Source organism: Erwinia aphidicola (assembly GCF_014773485.1).
Taxonomy (GTDB): domain Bacteria; phylum Pseudomonadota; class Gammaproteobacteria; order Enterobacterales; family Enterobacteriaceae; genus Erwinia; species Erwinia aphidicola.
The window spans coordinates 1-21,060 of the sequence record NZ_JACXBP010000004.1 but is presented as its reverse complement, the minus strand read 5'-3'; the positions used below and the strand labels follow the sequence as shown (position 1 = coordinate 21,060).

The window sequence follows — 21,060 nt, the reverse complement described above, 5'->3', positions numbered from 1 at the left end:
AATTGTCCTTTATTGTACGGCGAACTGGCGGCGAATCTTTCTCATCAGTAAGAACAACCACGGCCAGAGTACACCGTCGACGACGCTGCTCCAGAATATTTCCGGGCGAAAAGAGACATTAATCACTAAAAACTCTGCCCAGAAAACAACAACATCCATCGCCAGCGACAGCACCATCACCATCAGTGCCTGCTGCCACAGCGCCAGATTGCGGAACAGCTGGAATTTGAATGCCACCAGGTATGCGACGATGCTCAGCGCCAGTGCACGCACGCCGAGGGTCGAACCGGAGATGAGATCCATTATAGATCCCATCACGAAGCCGGTACCGACATTCACACGGTGCGGCAGCGCCAGCGTCCAGTAAATGAGGATCAGCAGCAGCCAGGAGGGCCGGAACATATAGAACTGTTCCGGCCACGGCATAATTTGCAGCACCAGCGCGACCAGGAAGGAGAGCCAGATGACCCAGCGCCCCTGACTGCGATAGCGACTCAAGGCTGCACCCCACGCACGGCGGACTGGGTGCGCACAGGCGCCGCTGCCGGCGCGGCAGTTTGCGTGGCCGCCGCAGGGGCTGGCGGTGCCGGTGGCCCGACGACTTCACTCGCCTGCGGTAACACCTGCGGCATCATCTGCATCAGGCGCTCGTTGGCCACGCGGTGCACTTCATCCGGCGCCATGGGCATCGTGCCATTGCGATCTGCGCCCCACAGCAGCAGCAGGTAACGCAGGCGCTGCAGGCCAGCGGTTGGACGTGCCTGGATCACGGTATAAGCGCGCTGGGTATCAACTTTCACTGATGACACTACGCCAACCGGATAGCCTTCAGGGAAGCGTCCACCCAGCCCGGAGGTCACCAGCACATCACCGACGCGGATATCGGTGTTACCCGGCAGATGCTCCAGCTGAAGATCTTCGGTGCAGCCGTTACCGGCAGCAATCACCCGGATGTCATTGCGCAGCACCTGAATGGGCAGCGCGTGTGAAGCATCGCAGATCAGCAGCACGCGGCTGGTGATTTTACCCACCGCCACCACCTGGCCGACCACGCCTTTATCGCTGATCACCGGCTGACCTTCATACACGCCGTTGACGCTGCCTTTGTCGATCACCACCTGATCGGTGTAAGGATCGGTACCGGTAGAGATCACCTGCGTCACCATTTTCTGCTCATCCTGACGCAGTGGTGAACCCAGCAGTTCGCGTAAGCGGGCGTTTTCCTGCTTAAACTGCCCCAGCATCAGCAATTCGCTGTTTTTCAGGATCAGTTCACGCTGTAAGGCTTTATTTTCCAGCTCGAGCTGCTGGCGGGAGGCCAATGTTTCAGAAACATTGTCCAGAATTTGACGCGGCCCGTTGGCCAGGAAGTAGAATGGACTGACGGCAGTGTCCATATAGGTGCGGATCTGGGAGAAAGCTCCCATACGACTGTCGGCAACAATTACGCCTATTGCCACTATAACCGCTAAAAATAAGCGTAACTGCAGGGAAGGCCCCCTGCTGAACATCGGCTTCATAAACTCGGCGTTTTCCTCGACAACATGAAAAAGGAGTGCGGGCAGCGCCCCGGCACTCCTTCAGGCAGATTATTCTTCGCTGAACAAATCGCCGCCGTGCATGTCGATCATTTCCAACGCTTTACCACCGCCGCGCGCAACGCAGGTCAGTGGATCTTCTGCAACGACCACCGGGATCCCGGTCTCTTCCATAAGCAGGCGGTCCAGGTTACGCAGCAGCGCACCACCACCGGTCAGTACCATGCCACGTTCGGAGATGTCCGATGCCAGTTCTGGCGGACACTGTTCCAGCGCAACCATCACCGCGCTCACGATACCGGTTAACGGCTCCTGCAACGCTTCGAGGATCTCGTTGGAGTTCAGAGTGAATCCACGCGGAACCCCTTCTGCCAGGTTACGACCGCGGACTTCAATTTCGCGCACTTCGTCGCCCGGGTAGGCTGAACCGATCTCATGCTTAATGCGCTCTGCGGTGGCTTCACCAATCAGAGAGCCGTAGTTACGGCGCACATAATTAATAATCGCTTCGTCGAAGCGGTCACCGCCGATACGCACAGAAGAGGAGTAAACCACACCGTTCAGCGAGATCACGGCGACTTCAGTGGTACCACCACCGATATCCACCACCATTGAGCCGGTCGCTTCAGAAACGGGCAGGCCAGCACCGATTGCCGCAGCCATCGGTTCTTCAATCAGGAACACTTCACGTGCCCCAGCGCCCTGCGCGGATTCGCGAATGGCACGGCGTTCGACCTGAGTCGCACCTACCGGTACACACACCAGCACGCGCGGGCTTGGGCGCATGAAGCTGTTGCTGTGAACCTGTTTGATAAAGTGCTGCAGCATTTTTTCGGTGACAAAGAAGTCGGCGATAACGCCATCTTTCATTGGGCGAATAGCTGCGATATTGCCGGGGGTACGACCCAGCATCTGTTTGGCGTCATGACCGACTGCCGCCACGCTTTTAGGGGAACCGGCACGATCCTGACGGATAGCAACGACGGAAGGCTCATTAAGAACAATGCCCTGCCCTTTCACGTAAATCAGGGTATTGGCGGTACCCAGGTCGATGGACAAGTCGTTGGAAAACATGCCACGGAATTTTTTAAACATACTAAAGGATAATCCTGCAAGCTGGGGGCGGAAAATAAAATCCGCTTACTTTACCAACCACACGAAGCAGCGACAAGGCGCAAAAACGTTCTGCTCCGGTGAAAAATCATGCTATCTCGCGCCAGCGTCACAACCTTAAGCATCTGTTGTGAGACAGAGGCCGTCATTCCGGCAATCTGCTCTGGTTTTCCGACGATTCAGCGGACATAACATACATAAAAATTAACATTTTCAGTTTCGCCTGGGTCTGCGACAAATCCGCATCGCACCATGACCGCGCGGGTATTCTACGTGAAAACCCGCCAGACGTGAGACTAAACTCGATATCTTTGCGAATATTTTTTCACGCTACTGTTAACCGGTTGTGAGGTAGCGAAAAAGTCCCCCTGACCACCAGTAACGCCCAGCTCAACCAGGGTTTGCCACTCTTCCTTAAAACGCACTCCTGCGGCAAAAACCTCAGTTGAAGTCTGCTTACAGCTCTCCAGCAGGCTTTGTACAAACAGCTGATTTTCGGTACGCCGATCGATATTGCGTACCAGGCCCGGATGCAGCTTGATCAGCCGCACCTGAAGCTGCTTGATATAGGCGGTACTGACCACCGTTAACCCTGCCTGATTCACCGCTACGCTACAGCCAAAACCGTAGAGTAAGCGGAACACCGGTTCTAAGCGGCTGATGTGTTGACACACATCCGCTTCTGCAAGTTCAAATAAAATACGTTTTCTTTGCGATTTAGTGCATTGCAGCAGCATATCGCGCAGCCAGTGCAGGAATGAGCGCTGTAATAATGAGTCGAGGGTCAACGGGATAGCAAGCGTTTCCTCCGGCCAGAGTTCGATCAGCGTCACGATACGCATCACCATCAGCCTGTCGTAGCGTTCCGCCAGCCCCAGCTGCTGCACCATCGGCAGATACTCCGCAGAGAGCAGCTCTTTCTCGCCGTCGAAGATGCGCGGCATCATCTCCCGGTGATCCACCTCACCGCGCGCATTGACTGCCGGTTTCTGGTAGAGCCGCGGCCCGCCACGGTTGACGGTATTTTCCAGTAAAGTGCGCCATTTCACGCTACCGCGCGCCAGATCCTGCTGCCCGCCTTCACCGACTGACCAGTTATTGCCGCCCAGCAAGGTCGCCTGCCGCGTCGCCAGCTCTGCATTTTCCATCACCTGCTGCGTGCTCTGCCCGCTGCGCCAGCCGCTGATGCCGATATGGATCATATCGTCGCGATCGACCATACGCGTCGGCGGCAGTGTATCCACAGCGTTAATCAGCTGCGAGGCGATGCCGTCCGCATCTTTAACGCTGCGATGCGGCAGCAGAACGGCAAAATCGCTGCGGAAGTAACGCGCCAGCAGTGCGCCGGGATAGCGCAGTACAAAGGTAGAAAGGATATTGACGAGGGCAAACAGATAATCCTGCACCGCCGCATGGCCCCAGCGTTCGCTCAGACTGTCGAAATCCGGCAGGCGGATCATCATCACCATGCCGTGCGTCCCGACCGCTTCGGGGTCTTCCAGCAGCGTGGTCAGCTGATTATCGAAAAACAGACGATTGTTCAGCCCGGTGCGGGCATCCTGAGCGGCAAACGCGCGGATTAACGTATCGATGCGATTATGCTGCTCGCCCGCCTCTTTCAGATCGCTCAGCAGCAGATCGATAGCGCTACTGGCCTTGGGCGGCCACTCATGGACCGAACCGGAGCGCACTGATGAACGCTCGCCCCTGATGATCGCTTCGGCACGCGCCTCCAGCCGCTCCATTCCCCGCAGCTGACGGTACATCCAGCGGTGAGCCTGTAACAGCAGCAGGGTCATGATCACCACCACCGCGACAATTGCCGACAGCGTTGAGGCGCCAATAAATGAGGTAAACCAGGTGCGGCTGAGATCGACCCACTGCACGCGCAGCGCCATATCCGCATGGCGCGGCAGCGGTAGCAGGATCTGGCGGTAGCGGTTGGGTTCGTCGTCCAGCAGCGACTGCTGATGGCGGGCAAGCTGCAGAAGGGGCGTTTGATGGCGCAGCAGCTCAATTCGCTCAATTTGCAGCGGATTCATTAGCTGACGCAGCCAGGGCTCAACCTGCTGTGGCGACTGAGTGAGGAGTGCGCTATCCACATCATCGGCCATCCGCTGGAGCCGATGTTCTGCCCGCTGGTTACTGAGATAAAAAAAGCTCAGCACGCAGCCCACCAGCATCAGTAATGTCGCCAGTGAACAAAGCAGCGTGACTATCGCAGAGAGTTTGGTGGTTAATCGCATCCTTGTGCCCATGTAACAGCGGTGATCGAGTCGTCATTAACACTGAACCGCAGCCTGATTGTTAACGACCGGAGAATTTCGGCTACCTGGCGGCAGCGGCGGGCAAAAATAACACAATCATCGCGCCGATTGCTTGCCCGGCGTCAGATAAAAACGCATTTTCGCGAGTATAGTCTCAGCAGGCTGCTATTTTCGTTACAGACATCATTTTCAGGAGATTCTTATGCAGGCACTGGTTCTCGAACAGTCTGAAGGCCACACCGTCGCGACGGTTAAGCAGATCGACACGGATACGCTGCCGCCGGGCGATGTGACGGTGGACATTGACTGGTCAGGCATTAACTATAAAGACGCGCTGGCCATAACCGGTAAGGGCAAGATTATCCGCCAGTTCCCAATGGTGCCCGGCATTGACTTCGCCGGACGGGTGCATACCAGCAGCGACCCGCGTTTTCACAGCGGGCAGCCGGTACTGCTGACCGGTTGGGGGGTGGGTGAGAATCACTGGGGCGGGCTGGCCGAGCAGGCGCGGGTTAAGGCGGACTGGCTGGTGCCAATGCCGGAGGGCATGGACGGGCGCAAAGCGATGATTATCGGCACCGCCGGATTCACCGCGATGCTGTGCGTGATGGCGCTGGAAGAGGGAGGCGTCACCCCTGACAGTGGCGAGGTACTGGTTACCGGAGCCAGCGGCGGCGTGGGCAGTACCGCCGTGGCGCTGCTGCACGCGCTGGGTTATCGGGTGGCGGCGGTCAGCGGACGTGAATCAACGCACGACTATCTGCGTCAGCTCGGCGCCGATGAAATCCTGCCGCGCAGCGACTTCAGCGCGCAGTCGCGCCCGCTGGAGAAACAGCGCTGGGCCGGGGCCGTCGATACCGTAGGCGATCGCGTGCTGGCCAGCGTGCTGGCGCAGACGCACTACAACGGCGTGGTCGCGGCCTGCGGCCTGGCGGGCGGCTTTGCGCTGCCCACCAGCGTGATGCCGTTTATTCTGCGCAACGTGCGCTTGCAGGGTATCGACTCAGTCATGACGCCCGCGCCGCGCCGCATCGAAGCGTGGAAACGCCTGCTGAAAGTGCTGCCCGCCGCGTTTTATCAGCAGGCCACGACGGAGTTTTCCCTTGCCGACGCCGCCACTGCTGCAGAAAAGCTGCTGAATAATCAGAGCACCGGCCGCACGCTGGTGCGCATCCGCTAACTGACCGCCCCTCCCCCTGCCGCCCGGCGGGGGATCTCTTCCAGGAAATTTCACATTTTTTGCCGATTACTCGCGCAAACTCCGGCCCTGAGCCATGCTCAACCTTATTCCCCTACAAAGAGCAAGGGTCGCCGATGAAACCCGTGAATAAACTGACTGAAAATGACGTCACGCCGGAAAGCGTGTTCAACAGCCGTCGCCGCACGCTGCTGAAAACCCTGGGCCTGAGCGCGGCGGCCCTGTCGCTGCCGAACGCCGCACGCGCGGATGTGCTGTCGTGGTTTAAAGGCCACGATCGCCCACCTGCACCCGCCGGTAAGCCACTTGATTTCAGTAAGCCACAGCAGTATCAGGCCGACCTTGCCCTGACGCCGGAAGATAAAGTCACCGGCTACAACAACTATTATGAATTTGGGCTGGATAAGGCCGATCCGGCAGCCAATGCCGGGACGCTGAAGACCACCGACTGGAAAATTGAGATCGGCGGCGAGGTCGGTAAACCGCTGACGCTGGATATGGATGACATCTTTAAACGCTTCCCGCAGGAACAGCGCATCTATCGCATGCGCTGCGTTGAAGCCTGGTCGATGGTAGTGCCGTGGATTGGCTTTGAGCTGGGCAAACTACTGAAGGCTGCTGAGCCCACCAGCAATGCGCGCTATGTGGCCTTCCAGACCATTTATGCGCCGGATGAGATGCCCGGCCAGAAGGACCGCTTTATCGGCGGCGGCATGGATTATCCCTATGTTGAGGGGCTGCGCCTTGATGAAGCGATGCATCCACTCACCCTGCTCACCACCGGCGTATACGGCAAAGCCCTGCCGCCGCAGAACGGCGCCCCTATTCGCCTGACGGTGCCGTGGAAATACGGTTTCAAAGGGATCAAGTCGATCGTCAAAATCACTTTGGTGAAGGATATGCCGCCGACCACCTGGAACCAGACCGCCCCGAACGAATATGGCTTCTTTGCCAACGTGAACCCACACGTCGACCATCCGCGCTGGTCGCAGGCCAGCGAACGCTTTATCGGGTCCGGCGGTATTCTCGATGTGAAACGCCAGCCAACGCTGCTGTATAACGGCTATGCTGACCAGGTCGCTTCGCTGTATCGCGGGCTGAATCTGCGGGAAAACTTCTAAATGGTGCGCCTGTCGGTTAAACAGATCACCGGACTGAAGGTTGTGCTGCATCTCGCCGGATTTCTGCCCCTGCTGTGGCTGCTGTTATCCATCGATCAGGGTTGGTTTAGCGCCGATCCAGCGAAAGATATCCAGCATTTTACCGGCAGGATGGCGTTAAAATTTCTGTTGGGGTCGCTGCTTATCACTCCGCTGGCGCGCTATGGTAAGCAACCGCTGCTGATCCGCGTGCGCCGTCTGCTCGGGCTGTGGTGTTTTGCCTGGGCGACCCTGCACCTGGTGAGCTACTCCCTGCTGGAGCTGGGTATCAGCAATCTTGGCCTGCTCGGCTCGGAGCTGGTTTCGCGCCCTTATCTGACGCTCGGCATTATCAGCTGGCTTATTTTGCTGGCGCTGGCACTCACCTCTTTCCAGAAAGCGCAGCGCAAGTTGGGTAAACGCTGGCAGCTGCTGCACAATGGCGTTTATCTGGTCGCGATCCTTGCGCCCATTCACTACCTGTGGTCGGTTAAGGTTTATTCCCCGCAGCCGTGGATTTATGCGCTAATTGCGGCGATCCTGCTGGCCTGGCGCTATAAGAAGATTCGCAATTGGTTCCGATAAGCGAACCGCGAATATTGTGTCCCACCCCACAGTTGCTACACTCAACTGCGCCTTTTTTCAGCGGCGCGGTTGATCATCTTCGCTGATACGACCAGTATTTAGCTGCTAATTGCGTTGATATCGTTATAATGCCCGACTTCGAAGGGTGACCAGGGCCAAATTTCATCTGAAAAGGTGACAAATCGGCTTTGGCGATGTATTTTGTGCGATGCCTCAGTTATCGCAGGAGATAGCAGCAAGATGACCGATAAGTTTCATGTACTGCTCTTAAACGGCCCCAACCTGAATTTGCTGGGGAGCCGTGAGCCTGAGAAGTATGGTCACACCACGCTGGCCGATATTGTCAGCGATCTGACCGCACAGGCAGGCAAACTCAACGTGACTCTGAGCCATCTCCAGTCCAATGCGGAACATGCGTTAATTGATCGCATTCATGAAGCGAAAGGCAATGTCGATTATATCGTCATTAACCCGGCGGCATTCACTCATACCAGCGTAGCACTGCGTGATGCGCTGCTGGCGGTGAGTATTCCGTTTATCGAAGTTCACCTGTCCAATGTGCATGCTCGTGAGCCCTTTCGCCATCATTCGTATCTTTCTGATATTTCTGCCGGCGTGATCTGTGGACTTGGCGTCGACGGTTATTCCTGGGCTTTACAGACGGCAGTTAAACGCCTGTCACCATCTAATTAAACAGAGTACGGAACCACACTCATGGATATTCGTAAGATTAAAAAACTGATCGAACTGGTTGAAGAATCAGGCATCGCTGAACTGGAAATCTCTGAAGGCGAAGAGTCAGTTCGCATCAGCCGCTCACCAGCTAACGTCGGTTACCCGATGATGCAGCAGGCGTATGCTGCGCCGATGATGCAGCAGCAGCAGCCAGCTCTGGCTACCGCCGTTGCTCCAGCGACCGCTCCAGCAATGGAAGCGCCAGCTGCTGCCGAGATCAGTGGCCATATCGTGCGTTCCCCAATGGTCGGTACTTTCTACCGCACCCCAAGCCCTGACGCGAAAGCGTTTGTGGAAATCGGTCAGAAAGTTAACGCCGGTGACACCCTGTGCATCGTTGAAGCGATGAAAATGATGAACCAGATCGAAGCCGATAAATCCGGCGTTGTGAAAGCGATTCTGGTCGAAAGCGGTCAGCCTGTTGAGTTTGACGAGCCGCTGGTAGTCATCGAATAACGAGGCGAACCATGCTGGATAAAATTGTAATTGCTAACCGCGGTGAAATCGCGCTGCGTATTCTGCGTGCCTGTAAAGAGCTGGGCATCAAGACCGTTGCTGTCCACTCCACGGCCGATCGCGACCTGAAGCACGTGCTGCTGGCGGATGAAACCGTCTGTATCGGCCCGGCTCCATCGGTTAAAAGCTATCTGAACATCCCGGCGCTGATCTCCGCGGCGGAAATCACCGGCGCCGTGGCTATCCACCCTGGCTACGGCTTCCTGTCTGAGAATGCCGACTTTGCTGAGCAGGTTGAGCGCTCTGGCTTTATCTTCATCGGCCCGAAAGCTGACACGATCCGCCTGATGGGCGACAAAGTGTCGGCGATTACCGCGATGAAAAAATCCGGTGTACCGACCGTACCTGGCTCTGACGGTCCGCTGACCGAAGATATGGAAAAAAACCGTGCCTTCGCCAAACGTATCGGCTACCCGGTAATCATCAAAGCCTCCGGCGGCGGCGGCGGTCGTGGTATGCGCGTCGTGCGCAGCGACAAAGATCTGGAACAATCCATCAACATGACGAAAGCGGAAGCCAAAGCGGCTTTCAACAACGACATGGTGTACATGGAGAAGTACCTGGAAAACCCTCGCCACGTCGAAATTCAGGTATTGGCAGATGGTCAGGGCAACGCGATCTATCTGGCAGAACGTGACTGCTCCATGCAGCGCCGTCACCAGAAAGTCGTGGAAGAGGCGCCAGCACCAGGCATCACCGAAGAGATGCGCCGCTACATCGGCGAGCGCTGCTCGAAAGCCTGCGTGGAGATCGGCTATCGCGGTGCAGGTACCTTCGAGTTCCTGTACGAAAACGGCGAGTTCTACTTCATTGAGATGAACACCCGTATTCAGGTTGAGCACCCGGTTACCGAGATGATCACCGGCGTTGACCTGATCAAAGAGCAGCTGCGCATTGCTGCCGGTCAGCCGCTGTCGATCAAACAGGAAGAGGTGATCATCCGTGGTCATGCGGTGGAATGCCGTATTAACGCTGAAGATCCTAACACCTTCCTGCCAAGCCCTGGCAAGATCACCCGCTTCCATGCACCGGGTGGCTTTGGCGTGCGCTGGGAATCTCATATCTACGCCGGCTATACCGTGCCGCCGTACTATGATTCCATGATCGGCAAACTGATCACTTTCGGTGAGAACCGCGATGTGGCGATTTCACGCATGAAAAATGCGCTGGCTGAGCTGATCATCGATGGGATCAAAACCAATATCGAACTGCAGATGAAAATCATGTCAGACGAGAACTTCCAGCACGGTGGGACCAATATCCACTACCTGGAGAAGAAACTCGGCCTGCAGGAGAAGTAATCAAGCGCGGGTCTGGCATGCCTGCCCCTGCGGGATTGTGTCCCGTGGGGGGCGGTTATCGCGCCACTGCGCTATTGTTGCGGGCCGGGCATGCCCGGCCCGCAACAATGTCAGCGATCGATATGCAGAGGGGCCGATTATTCGGCCCCTTCTTATTTGGGAAAGAAACGCATGGAAAAACGCTTTGTACAGGCCCACCGTGAAGCTCGCTGGTCTTTCTGGCTGGCGGTGGCTTATCTCGCCTGCTGGGCGCTGTCAGCCTGGCTGCCGGGCGACGCGCAGGGGGTAACTGGCCTGCCGCACTGGTTCGAAATGGCCTGCCTGCTGATACCCGGCCTGTTTATCTTTCTCTGCTGGCTGATGGTGCGCGTCGTCTTCCGCGACATTCCTCTGGAGGACGATAAACATGAAGTTTGAAATTATTCTGCCGCTGATTGGCTATCTGCTGCTGGTCGCCGGATTATCTGTCTTTGCCATGCGCCAGCGCCGCGCCGGCAGCTTCCTGAGCGAGTATTTCCTCGGCAGCCGCTCGATGGGCGGCTTTGTGCTGGCCATGACGCTGACAACCACCTATATCAGCGCCAGTTCATTTATCGGCGGTCCGGGAGCAGCCTATAAATATGGGCTCGGCTGGGTGCTGCTGTCGATGGTGCAGGTGCCTGCCGTTTGGCTGTCGCTTGGCGTGCTGGGCAAGAAGTTTGCCATTCTGGCGCGCCGCTACAATGCAGTCACCCTCAACGATATGCTGTACGCGCGCTATCGCAGCCCGCTGCTGGTGTGGCTGGCAAGCCTGAGCCTGCTGGTCGCCTTTATCGGCGCGATGACCGTGCAGTTCATCGGCGGAGCGCGCCTGCTGGAAACCGCCGCCGGGATCCCCTACGACAAAGGTCTGCTGATTTTTGGCAGCACCATTGCGCTGTATACCGCCCTTGGCGGCTTCCGCGCCAGCGTGCTGAATGATGCGATGCAGGGCGTGGTGATGCTGATTGGCACCTTCCTGTTACTGTTTGCCGTGATCCATGCCGCAGGCGGAATGCACAGCGCCGTCAGCACGCTGCAGAAAATTGATCCGCAGCTGGTCTCTTCATCCGGCGTCGGGGGCATTTTGACGCCCACCTTCCTTGCCTCGTTTTCGGTGCTGGTCTGCTTTGGGGTGATTGGCCTGCCGCATACGGCGGTGCGCTGCATCTCCTATAAAGACAGTAAGGCGATGCATCTGGCGATCCTGCTCGGCACCGTGGTGGTCGCCGTGCTGATGCTGGGTATGCACCTGGCGGGCGCGCTGGGACGCGCGGTGCTGCCTGACCTGGCGATCCCCGATCAGGTGATCCCGACGCTGATGATCCAGGTGTTGCCGCCGCTGGCTGCCGGCGTTTTCCTGGCGGCACCGATGGCGGCGATCATGTCCACCATTAATGCCCAGCTGCTACAATCATCGGCGACGATCGTTAAAGATCTGTTTTTGCGCGTGCGCCCGCAGCACCTGGATAACGAACCGCTGCTGAAACGTCTCTCTTCCGCGATTACCCTGGTGCTGGGCATGCTGCTGCTGCTGGCGGCCTGGAACCCGCCGGATATGATCATCTGGCTTAATCTGCTGGCCTTTGGCGGTCTGGAGGCGGTGTTCCTCTGGCCGCTGGTACTGGGCCTTTATTGGGAGCGCGCTAACGCTGCTGGCGCACTGAGCAGTATGATCGCCGGTGCCGGTTGCTATACCCTGCTCGCCAGCCTGAATCTGCAACCGTGGGGCTTCCACCCTATCGTGCCAGCGCTGCTGCTTAGCCTGCTGGCGTTTGTCATTGGCAACCGCTTTGGCCGTGTTGACGCCGAAGCGGACGCTGCCGCCCTATTGTCTGAATAAAGAGAATCGCTATGCCCTGGATACAAATGAAAATTAACAGCACCGGCGCCCAGGCTGAAGAGCTGAGCGACGCGCTGATCGAAAACGGGGCCGTTTCGGTCACCTTCCAGGATACGCATGATAATCCGGTGTTTGAGCCGCTGCCGGGCGAAACGCGCCTGTGGGGCGATACCGATGTGATTGGCCTGTTTGATGCCGAAACGGAGATGGAAGATGTCATCGCCGGGCTGGAGCAGTGCCCGCTGTTAGGCGCAGGTTTTCCGCATAAAATTGAGCAGATCGAGGACAAAGACTGGGAGCGTGAGTGGATGGATAACTTCCACCCGATGCGTTTCGGCGAGCGCCTGTGGATCTGCCCGAGCTGGCGCGATGTGCCGGACCCGCTGGCGGTGAACGTGATGCTTGACCCGGGCCTGGCGTTTGGCACCGGCACCCATCCCACTACCGCGCTGTGCCTTGCCTGGCTTGACGGCCTCGACCTGGCAGGCAAAACGGTGATCGACTTCGGCTGTGGCTCCGGCATTCTGGCGATTGCCGCGCTGAAGCTGGGGGCCGCCGCCGCCATCGGCATTGATATCGATCCACAGGCGATTCAGGCCAGCCGTGATAACGCCGAGCGTAACGGCGTATCAGAGCGTCTGTCGCTCTATCTGCCACATCAGCAGCCGGAGAACCTCAGTGCCGATGTGGTGGTGGCGAATATCCTTGCCGGGCCGCTGCGCGAACTGGCACCGCTGATTAGCGTACTGCCGATCGGCGGCGGGCATCTGGGCCTTTCCGGCGTACTGGCCAGCCAGGCCGAGAGCGTGTGTGAAGCCTATGCCGATACCTTTGTTCTCGACCCGGTGGCCGAGAAAGAAGAGTGGTGTCGCATTACCGGGATCCGCCGATAAAACAACCACCTGGCGCAGATCGGATGAGCTGCGCCAGCGCTTTACATCCGTCAGATGTCCCGAATAACAGGCAAACTGACGTGAATTATGTTGTTATCCAGGTCACAAAAAAAGAAAAATCTTTGTACACAATTTCGTCAATTTTTTTTAATCCATTGTTTTATAAATGATTTAAAAAAATAAGCCCGCCGGGTAAGGCTTACCAGCCCCTGGCAACAGCGAATTGTTCAAAGTTTGGCCTTTCATCTTCCTGAAAAAATGCGTAATATACGCCGCCTTGCGGACACACTATGGTCACTTTTTTTTCATGCGCATAGGAAATCACCAGCTTCGTAATCGTTTGATTGCAGCCCCGATGGCCGGGATAACAGACAGGCCATTCAGGACCCTTTGCTATGCAATGGGCGCTGGGATGACTGTTTCCGAGATGATGTCGTCTAATCCTGAAGTCTGGAGCAGCGATAAGTCACGGTTGCGTATGGTTCACAGTGACGAACCTGGTATTCGTACCGTGCAAATTGCCGGTTGTGACCCGGAAGAGATGGCGGCAGCCGCGCGTATCAATGCAGCATCGGGTGCGCAGGTCATCGACATCAACATGGGGTGTCCGGCCAAAAAAGTGAATCGTAAGATGGCAGGTTCGGCACTGCTGCAGCATCCTGAGCTGGTGCAGTCTATCCTCTCAGCGGTGGTTAATGCAGTCGACGTACCGGTGACCTTAAAGATTCGCACTGGCTGGGATAGCGACAACCGCAACTGCGTAGAGATTGCCCAATTGGCTGAACGCTGTGGGATTCAGGCCCTGACCATTCACGGACGCACACGCGCGTGTTTGTTCAACGGCGAAGCTGAGTACGACAGCATTCGGACAGTTAAGCAGAACGTATCCATTCCGGTTATCGCGAATGGAGACATTACTGACCCGCATAAAGCCAGAGCCGTACTTGACTATACGGGGGCTGATGCCCTGATGATAGGACGGGCGGCTCAGGGAAGACCGTGGATCTTCCGGGAAATCCAGCACTATCTGGACACTGGGGAGCTGCTGGCACCGATGCCACTAGCTGAAGTAAAGCGCTTGCTCATCGGGCACTTACGGGAACTGCACGACTTTTATGGTCATCGCAAGGGATACCGTATTGCCCGGAAGCACGTCTCCTGGTATCTGCAGGAGCACGCCCCAAACGACCAGTTTCGGCGCACATTCAACGCCATAGAGGATGCCAGCGAACAGCTGGAGGCGTTGGAGGCATACTTCGAAAATCTTGCGTAATTAGAAATAAAGAGCTGACAGAACTATGTTCGAACAACGCGTAAATTCTGACGTACTGACCGTATCTACCGTAAATTCACAGGATCAGGTGACCCAAAAGCCACTTCGTGATTCGGTCAAACAGGCACTGAAGAACTATTTTGCTCAACTGAATGGTCAAGATGTAAGTGATCTGTATGAGCTGGTATTGGCTGAAGTAGAGCAGCCTCTGTTGGACATGGTGATGCAATACACCCGTGGCAACCAGACCCGTGCAGCCCTGATGATGGGTATCAACCGCGGTACACTGCGTAAGAAACTGAAAAAATACGGCATGAACTAATAGTCTTTGGCTATCATGTTGTTGCGAAAGCGCTTGTCCCTTCGGGGCTGGCGCTTTTTTATTTTTTGAGCGGATAAAATTTTCTTGTCAGATTATTCCTCTGCACATCTTCCTGAAGTCCCGTTAATCTGTGTAAAATTACAGCCAATGGAAATGCCTACCCAGGCCTGCAGCCCTTACCTTTCTGATAGCCGTGAGTCACGCCCCGCAAATGTAAAGTTCTGCCATCTCAGGAAGCAGGCTAAACCATCGTCCTGAATGGGTGTCTGAGTTATTGTATCGCAGCTGATTGTTGTCAACTTGCGTTACAGGTTCTCTGGTCCTTAACGTCAAAATGAGCAATAGATGAAGCCGTCACAAAAATTCCGCCGGGGTTTTCTTCGCCCACGCTACTGGTTAACCTGGTTTGGCGTCAGCGTACTCTTTCTGCTGGTCCAACTCCCGTATCCTTTACTGCATAAGTTCGGCATCTGGATAGGACGCACTTCTATGCGCTTTATGAAGCGCCGCGTCTCGATTGCGCGCCGCAATCTGGAGCTGTGCTTTCCGGATATGGACAAAGAGCAGCTGGAGCGCTGCATCGTCGGCAATTTCGAATCCCTGGGTATGGGCCTGATTGAAACCGGCATGGCCTGGTTTTGGTCCGACCGCCGCGTGAAGCGCTGGTTTAAAGTTAATGGGCTGCACAACCTGCAGGCTGCACAGGCCGATGGCCGTGGCGCGCTGATTATCGGCGTGCATTTTATGTCGCTGGAACTTGGCGGACGGGCAATGGGCCTCTGTCAGCCGATGATGGCCATGTATCGCCCGCATAACAACAAATTCATGGAGTGGGTGCAGACTAAAGGACGCATGCGCTCGAACAAAGCGATGATCAATCGTCGCGATCTGCGCGGTATGGTGCAGGCGCTGAAACAGGGTGAGGCGGTGTGGTTTGCACCGGACCAGGATTACGGCCCGAAAGGTAGCGTTTTCGCCCCGCTGTTTGCCGTGCCTGAGGCGGCCACGACCAGCGGCACCTGGATGCTGGCACGCATGGCAAAACCTGCGCTGATCACCGTTGTGCTGATTCGCAACGAAGACGGCAGCGGCTATGAATTAGTGATCCAGCCAGAGCTGAAAGATTATCCCATCGAAAGCGAGCAGCAGGCCGCCGAGTACATGAACCGCGTCATTGAGCGCGAGATCATGCGTGCGCCCAATCAGTATATGTGGCTACACCGCCGCTTTAAAACGCGTCCCGGCGGAGCCAGTTCCCTCTATTAACCCGCGTTGCCCCCCTCCAGCGCCTCTGCGCGCTGGAGTTAGCCACTCTTTTTACACTTCAGTCACTAAAACTGCTATCTCCCTCACACTGCTTCCATATAGTGAAACTATTTGCACTATTTGTGACCATTAGTGCTATTTTTGCCCCGTCCTGGTGCGCGATATTAATCGAACTTACCAAATGCTTCTGAATATTAGCAATGCTTTCCAATAGATTCAGGGCTCTGCAAATCTGGCATTACCTTTGCAAAGCAGTGAATGGCTTCGGCCACAGACAGGCAAAGTGCACCAAAGCGTGCATTAAACATAACAAAACGTTTTCGCCACACAGGATGCTTTATGAAAAAGATGATGCTTTCAACTTTGGTTGCCGCTGCTACGCTGTTTGCGGTTGCGAATCAGGCTCACGCTGGCACCACGCTGGACGCCATTAAGAAGAAAGGCTTTGTGCAGTGCGGTATCAGTGACGGCTTACCGGGCTTCTCCTATGCGGATGCCAGCGGTAAGTTTTCCGGCATCGACGTGGACGTTTGTCGTGCGGCTGCCGCAGCCGTATTTGGTGATGCGACCAAGGTAAAGTACACCCCGCTGACGGCAAAAGAGCGTTTCACCGCACTGCAGTCAGGTGAAGTGGATATCCTGTCACGTAACACCACCTGGACTTCTGCACGTGACGGCGGCATGGGCTTCATCTTCGCTGGCGTTAACTACTACGATGGCATCGGCTTCCTGACCCACCAGAAAGCAGGTCTGAAAAGTGCTAAAGAGCTGGACGGCGCAACCGTTTGCATACAAGCCGGTACCGACACTGAACTGAACGTGGCGGACTACTTTAAAGCCAACAAAATGCAGTATACCCCGGTGACCTTCGACCGTTCTGACGAGTCGGCGAAAGCGCTGGATACCGGTCGTTGCGATACCCTCGCTTCTGACCAGTCTCAGCTGTATGCACTGCGCATCAAGCTGGGCAAACCAAACGAGTTCATCGTACTGCCGGAAGTGATCTCTAAAGAGCCTCTGGGCCCGGTAGTACGTCGCGGTGATGATGACTGGTTCACCATCGTTAAATGGTCCCTGTTCGCCATGCTGAACGCGGAAGAGATGGGTATTACCTCTAAAAACGTCGACGAGATGACGGCTAAACCCTCTACCCCTGATATGGCTCACCTGCTGGGCGCCGAAGGTGACTTCGGTAAAGACCTGAAGCTGGACAACAAATGGGCTTACAACATCATCAAGCAGGTGGGTAACTATCAGGAAGTCTTTGACCGTAACGTTGGTAAAGATAGCCAGCTGAAAATTGCCCGTGGTCAGAATGCGCTGTGGAACCAGGGCGGCATCCAGTACGCGCCACCAGTACGTTAATTCCCCCGATTACCGGGCACCCGTGTGCGGGTGCCCACGACAGAATTTTCGTTACTGAGGTCTCATCATGTCTCAACGCCCAACCGTAAAAAGGGATTTTTCATTCAGCAATCCTGCGGTGCGCGCCTGGCTTTACCAGATCATTGCGATCGTCGCGGTTGTTGCCGTAGCAGGTTATCTGATTCATAACACCATCATTAACCTGGCAAGCCGTGGCATTACTTCCGGTTTTGGTTTCCTTGAACGTAGCGCTGGCTTCGGTATCGTCCAGCATCTGATCGACTACAGCGAGGGGGATACCTACGCACGCGTGTTCCTGGTGGGTCTCACTAACACGCTGCTGGTTTCCGCACTCTGTATTGTCTTTGCCTCTTTTCTCGGCTTCTTTATTGGTCTGGCACGTCTGTCTGACAACTGGCTGCTGCGGAAAATTTCCAATATCTACATTGAGACGTTTCGCAACATTCCCCCGCTGCTGCAGATCTTCTTCTGGTACTTTGCGGTGCTGCGCAATCTGCCGGGACCGCGCCAGGCGCTGAATGCCTTTGATCTCGCTTTCGTCAGTAACCGTGGGCTCTACATCCCATGGCCTGAGTACGCGCCGGGCACCCTGCCATTTCTGTTGGCGCTACTGCTTGCCGTCCTGGCGACGGCCGGCCTGTTCCGCTATAACAAAAAGCATCAGCTTAAAACCGGCCAGCTGCGCCGCACCTGGCCGGCGGCGATTGCGATGCTGGTGCTGTTTCCGCTGCTGGCTTCAACGTTTGCCGGCAGCCCGATGCACTGGGATATCCCGGAGCTGAAGGGCTTTAACTATCGCGGTGGCTTTGTTCTGATCCCTGAGCTGGCGGCCCTGACGCTGGCGCTGTCGATCTACACCTCGTCATTTATCGCGGAGGTGATCCGTTCAGGCATTCAGTCCGTACCGCACGGTCAGCATGAGGCTGCCCGCTCGCTCGGCCTGCCAAACCCGGTGACGCTACGCCAGGTCATCATCCCACAGGCGATGCGCGTGATCATTCCACCGCTGACCAGCCAGTATCTCAATATCGTGAAAAACTCCTCGCTGGCTGCCGCGATTGGCTATCCCGATATGGTGTCGCTGTTTGCCGGGACGGTGCTGAACCAGACGGGCCAGGCCATTGAGACAATCGCCATCACCATGGGTGTTTATCTCATCATCAGCCTGACGATTTCGCTGTTAATGAATATCTATAACCGCAAAATCGCGCTGATTGAACGCTAAGAGAACGGGATAATTATGACTGTAACGACTCATGACACTCCGCCCGTACCGACTAACGCGTTCTCACGTGCCGTCGTTTGGGCAAGAAAAAATCTGTTCTCCAGCTGGGGAAACTCACTGCTGACCCTGTTCTGTATCTGGGTGATGTGGGTGGTGATCCCCCCCGCGCTGAACTGGCTGGTGTTCCAGGCGAACTGGTTCGGCAACACCCGTGCAGACTGTACCAGGGAAGGCGCATGCTGGGTGTTTATCCATGCGCGTTTCGGCCAGTTTATGTATGGGCTGTATCCCCACGAGTTACGCTGGCGCATTAATCTGGCGCTGGTTATCGGCCTGCTATCAATCGTCCCGATGTTCCTGAAAAACCTGCCGCGTCGCGGTAGCTATATCGCCGCCTGGGCCGTGATCTATCCGATTGTGGTGTGGTTCCTGCTGTACGGCGGCTATCTGGGGCTGGAACGCGTGGAAACCCGACAGTGGGGCGGCCTGACGCTGACGCTGATCATCGCTTCAGTGGGTATCGCCGGTGCGTTGCCGCTGGGGATTCTGCTGGCGCTGGGCCGTCGCTCACGTATGCCGGTGGTGCGCACGCTCTGTATCCTGTTTATCGAGTTCTGGCGCGGCGTCCCGCTGATCACCGTGCTGTTTATGTCCTCGGTGATGCTGCCGCTGTTTATGGCGGAAGGCAGCACTATTGATAAGCTGATCCGTGCGCTGGTTGGGGTGATCCTGTTCCAGTCAGCGTATGTTGCCGAAGTGGTGCGCGGCGGGTTGCAGGCGTTGCCAAAAGGTCAGTACGAAGCCGCTGAGTCGCTGGCGCTGGGCTACTGGAAAACCCAGGGATTGGTGATCCTGCCGCAGGCGTTGAAGCTGGTCATCCCCGGGCTGGTTAACACCATCATCGCCCTGTTCAAAGATACCAGCCTGGTGATCATCATCGGCCTTTTCGATCTGTTCAGTAGCGTGCAGCAGGCCACCGTCGACCCAACCTGGCTGGGTATGTCCACCGAGGGTTACGTCTTTGCTGCACTGGTCTACTGGATTTTCTGTTTTAGCATGTCGCGCTATAGCCAGTATCTGGAGAAGCGCTTTAACACCGGGCGTACGCCACACTGAGGTTCAACATGACTCAAATTATTACTCAAGCTGACGACGCGATGATGATTACGCTGGAAAACGTGAACAAGTGGTATGGTCAGTTTCATGTCCTGAAGAATATCAATCTGCAGGTAAAACCGCGCGAACGTATCGTACTCTGCGGGCCTTCCGGCTCGGGAAAATCGACAACGATCCGCTGCATCAACCATCTGGAAGAGCATCAGCAGGGCCGTATTGTGGTAGATGGCACCCTGCTTAATGACGATCTGCGTAATATCGAACGCGTGCGCACGGAAGTCGGCATGGTGTTTCAGCACTTCAATCTCTTCCCGCACCTGAGCGTATTGCAGAACTGTACTCTGGCCCCTATCTGGGTACGCAAAACGCCGAAGAAAGAAGCTGAAGAGCTGGCGATGCATTACCTCGAGCGCGTGCGTATTGCAGAGCATGCGCACAAATTCCCGGGGCAGCTCTCCGGTGGCCAGCAGCAGCGCGTGGCGATTGCCCGCTCATTGTGCATGAAGCCGAAAATCATGCTGTTCGATGAACCGACCTCAGCGCTGGACCCCGAGATGGTGAAGGAGGTTCTCGATACCATGATTGGCCTGGCAGAAGATGGTATGACCATGCTTTGCGTAACCCATGAAATGGGCTTTGCGCGCACCGTGGCCGACCGGGTGATCTTTATGGACCGCGGTGAGATCGTTGAGCAGGCTGCGCCGCAGGAGTTCTTCTCTAATCCTAAGTCAGAACGCACCCGCGCTTTCCTGTCGCAGGTCATCCACTAATTTCACGTGGTAACTGAGGTACAAAGCCCCGACCAGTAATGGCTGGGGCTTTTTTAACGCCATGTTTTCAACGGTTATCCGCTAATATTGTGTTTTCCTGGATTGCGCACAAACAAAAAAGCCCCATGCTTTCGCATGAGGCTTGTCTGTTTAATTGATGCCTGGCAGTTCCCTACTCTCGCATGGGGAGACCCCACACTACCATCGGCGCTACGGCGTTTCACTTCTGAGTTCGGCATGGGGTCAGGTGGGACCACCGCGCTAAAGCCGCCAGGCAAATTCTTGATTTACCGAACTCACGCTTTATAACTGGTGCTGATACCCAGAGTCGAACTGGGGACCTCACCCTTACCAAGGGTGCGCTCTACCAACTGAGCCATATCAGCATTTTTAACTGTAAAGGGCGACACGAATGTCGCCCTTTTTAAATTGATGCCTGGCAGTTCCCTACTCTCGCATGGGGAGGCCCCACACTACCATCGGCGCTACGGCGTTTCACTTCTGAGTTCGGCATGGGGTCAGGTGGGACCACCGCGCTAAAGCCGCCAGGCAAATT

At 56.1% G+C, this 21,060-nt stretch carries 20 protein-coding genes, 1 tRNA gene and 2 rRNA genes; 16 read left to right on the top strand and 7 right to left on the bottom strand.

Annotation, left to right across the window (positions count from 1 at the left end; all coding sequences use genetic code 11):
• Window positions 1-9: 9 nt before the first annotated feature.
• The 4 genes from mreD to csrD form a co-directional block, all read right to left on the bottom strand.
• Window positions 10-498 (bottom strand): rod shape-determining protein MreD, encoded by a 489-nt coding sequence (gene mreD, locus ID864_RS10200; protein WP_048914419.1) that lies wholly within the window; start codon window positions 496-498, stop codon window positions 10-12.
• Window positions 495-1,520 (bottom strand): rod shape-determining protein MreC, encoded by a 1,026-nt coding sequence (mreC, locus tag ID864_RS10195; protein WP_048914418.1) that lies wholly within the window; start codon window positions 1,518-1,520, stop codon window positions 495-497. Before mreC ends, mreD begins: the two co-directional genes overlap by 4 nt.
• Before the next feature lie 69 nt (window positions 1,521-1,589).
• Entirely contained in the window at window positions 1,590-2,633 is a 1,044-nt protein-coding gene (gene mreB, locus ID864_RS10190) for a rod shape-determining protein MreB (RefSeq protein ID WP_003855260.1), read from the bottom strand.
• Window positions 2,634-2,947: 314 nt separating this feature from the next.
• Window positions 2,948-4,897, bottom strand: a complete 1,950-nt coding sequence (gene csrD / locus ID864_RS10185) for an RNase E specificity factor CsrD (protein WP_191149799.1) — start codon at window positions 4,895-4,897, stop codon at window positions 2,948-2,950.
• A gap of 223 nt (window positions 4,898-5,120) precedes the next feature.
• Between csrD and acuI the strand changes: the two genes are divergently transcribed.
• From acuI to ID864_RS10105, 16 genes are all read left to right on the top strand, one after another.
• Window positions 5,121-6,098 carry an acrylyl-CoA reductase (NADPH) gene (gene acuI, locus ID864_RS10180; RefSeq protein WP_191149798.1) on the top strand — a complete coding sequence of 326 codons (978 nt, stop codon included), beginning with the start codon at window positions 5,121-5,123 and terminating at the stop codon, window positions 6,096-6,098.
• A 134-nt stretch (window positions 6,099-6,232) separates the two neighbouring features.
• A complete protein-coding gene (gene msrP, locus ID864_RS10175) occupies window positions 6,233-7,237 on the top strand; it encodes a protein-methionine-sulfoxide reductase catalytic subunit MsrP (RefSeq protein ID WP_048914415.1) in 1,005 nt (334 codons plus the stop codon).
• Window positions 7,238-7,240: 3 nt separating this feature from the next.
• Complete coding sequence (gene msrQ, locus ID864_RS10170; RefSeq protein WP_048914432.1) at window positions 7,241-7,840, top strand: protein-methionine-sulfoxide reductase heme-binding subunit MsrQ; 600 nt, start codon at window positions 7,241-7,243, stop codon at window positions 7,838-7,840.
• Between the two features lie 240 nt (window positions 7,841-8,080).
• The gene (aroQ, locus tag ID864_RS10165) at window positions 8,081-8,533 is read left to right on the top strand and encodes a type II 3-dehydroquinate dehydratase (RefSeq protein ID WP_048914414.1); all 453 of its coding nucleotides are present in this window, start codon (window positions 8,081-8,083) and stop codon (window positions 8,531-8,533) included.
• Between the two features lie 21 nt (window positions 8,534-8,554).
• The gene (gene accB / locus ID864_RS10160) at window positions 8,555-9,031 is read left to right on the top strand and encodes an acetyl-CoA carboxylase biotin carboxyl carrier protein (RefSeq protein WP_048914413.1); all 477 of its coding nucleotides are present in this window, start codon (window positions 8,555-8,557) and stop codon (window positions 9,029-9,031) included.
• Between the two features lie 11 nt (window positions 9,032-9,042).
• Window positions 9,043-10,392, top strand: a complete 1,350-nt coding sequence (gene accC / locus ID864_RS10155; RefSeq protein ID WP_048914412.1) for an acetyl-CoA carboxylase biotin carboxylase subunit — start codon at window positions 9,043-9,045, stop codon at window positions 10,390-10,392.
• A 171-nt stretch (window positions 10,393-10,563) separates the two neighbouring features.
• Window positions 10,564-10,809 (top strand): YhdT family protein, encoded by a 246-nt coding sequence (locus ID864_RS10150; RefSeq protein ID WP_048914411.1) that lies wholly within the window; start codon window positions 10,564-10,566, stop codon window positions 10,807-10,809.
• A complete protein-coding gene (gene panF / locus ID864_RS10145; RefSeq protein WP_048914410.1) occupies window positions 10,799-12,253 on the top strand; it encodes a sodium/pantothenate symporter in 1,455 nt (484 codons plus the stop codon). The genes ID864_RS10150 and panF overlap by 11 nt, the downstream gene beginning before the upstream one ends.
• Window positions 12,254-12,264: 11 nt before the next feature.
• The gene (gene prmA / locus ID864_RS10140; protein ID WP_048914409.1) at window positions 12,265-13,146 is read left to right on the top strand and encodes a 50S ribosomal protein L11 methyltransferase; all 882 of its coding nucleotides are present in this window, start codon (window positions 12,265-12,267) and stop codon (window positions 13,144-13,146) included.
• A 307-nt stretch (window positions 13,147-13,453) separates the two neighbouring features.
• Window positions 13,454-14,419 carry a tRNA dihydrouridine synthase DusB gene (dusB, locus tag ID864_RS10135; protein ID WP_048914408.1) on the top strand — a complete coding sequence of 322 codons (966 nt, stop codon included), beginning with the start codon at window positions 13,454-13,456 and terminating at the stop codon, window positions 14,417-14,419.
• Between the two features lie 25 nt (window positions 14,420-14,444).
• Window positions 14,445-14,741, top strand: coding sequence for a DNA-binding transcriptional regulator Fis (fis, locus tag ID864_RS10130; protein WP_003855228.1), 297 nt, complete (start codon window positions 14,445-14,447; stop codon window positions 14,739-14,741).
• Between the two features lie 345 nt (window positions 14,742-15,086).
• Window positions 15,087-16,007 carry a kdo(2)-lipid IV(A) palmitoleoyltransferase gene (gene lpxP, locus ID864_RS10125; protein ID WP_048914407.1) on the top strand — a complete coding sequence of 307 codons (921 nt, stop codon included), beginning with the start codon at window positions 15,087-15,089 and terminating at the stop codon, window positions 16,005-16,007.
• 339 nt (window positions 16,008-16,346) lie between these two features.
• The gene (locus ID864_RS10120; protein ID WP_048914406.1) at window positions 16,347-17,372 is read left to right on the top strand and encodes an amino acid ABC transporter substrate-binding protein; all 1,026 of its coding nucleotides are present in this window, start codon (window positions 16,347-16,349) and stop codon (window positions 17,370-17,372) included.
• Between the two features lie 67 nt (window positions 17,373-17,439).
• A complete protein-coding gene (locus tag ID864_RS10115; RefSeq protein ID WP_191149797.1) occupies window positions 17,440-18,618 on the top strand; it encodes an amino acid ABC transporter permease in 1,179 nt (392 codons plus the stop codon).
• A gap of 15 nt (window positions 18,619-18,633) precedes the next feature.
• Window positions 18,634-19,734: an amino acid ABC transporter permease gene (locus ID864_RS10110; RefSeq protein ID WP_048914404.1), complete on the top strand. Its 1,101-nt coding sequence runs from the start codon at window positions 18,634-18,636 to the stop codon at window positions 19,732-19,734.
• An 8-nt stretch (window positions 19,735-19,742) separates the two neighbouring features.
• Window positions 19,743-20,504: an amino acid ABC transporter ATP-binding protein gene (locus ID864_RS10105; protein WP_048914403.1), complete on the top strand. Its 762-nt coding sequence runs from the start codon at window positions 19,743-19,745 to the stop codon at window positions 20,502-20,504.
• 159 nt (window positions 20,505-20,663) lie between these two features.
• On the opposite strand, the gene rrf (ID864_RS10100) is transcribed toward ID864_RS10105, so the two are convergent.
• From rrf (ID864_RS10100) to rrf (ID864_RS10090), 3 genes are all read right to left on the bottom strand, one after another.
• A 5S ribosomal RNA gene (rrf, locus tag ID864_RS10100) occupies window positions 20,664-20,779 on the bottom strand.
• Window positions 20,780-20,814: 35 nt separating this feature from the next.
• Window positions 20,815-20,890, bottom strand: a tRNA-Thr gene (locus ID864_RS10095).
• A 48-nt stretch (window positions 20,891-20,938) separates the two neighbouring features.
• Window positions 20,939-21,054, bottom strand: a 5S ribosomal RNA gene (gene rrf / locus ID864_RS10090).
• Window positions 21,055-21,060 lie beyond the last annotated feature (6 nt).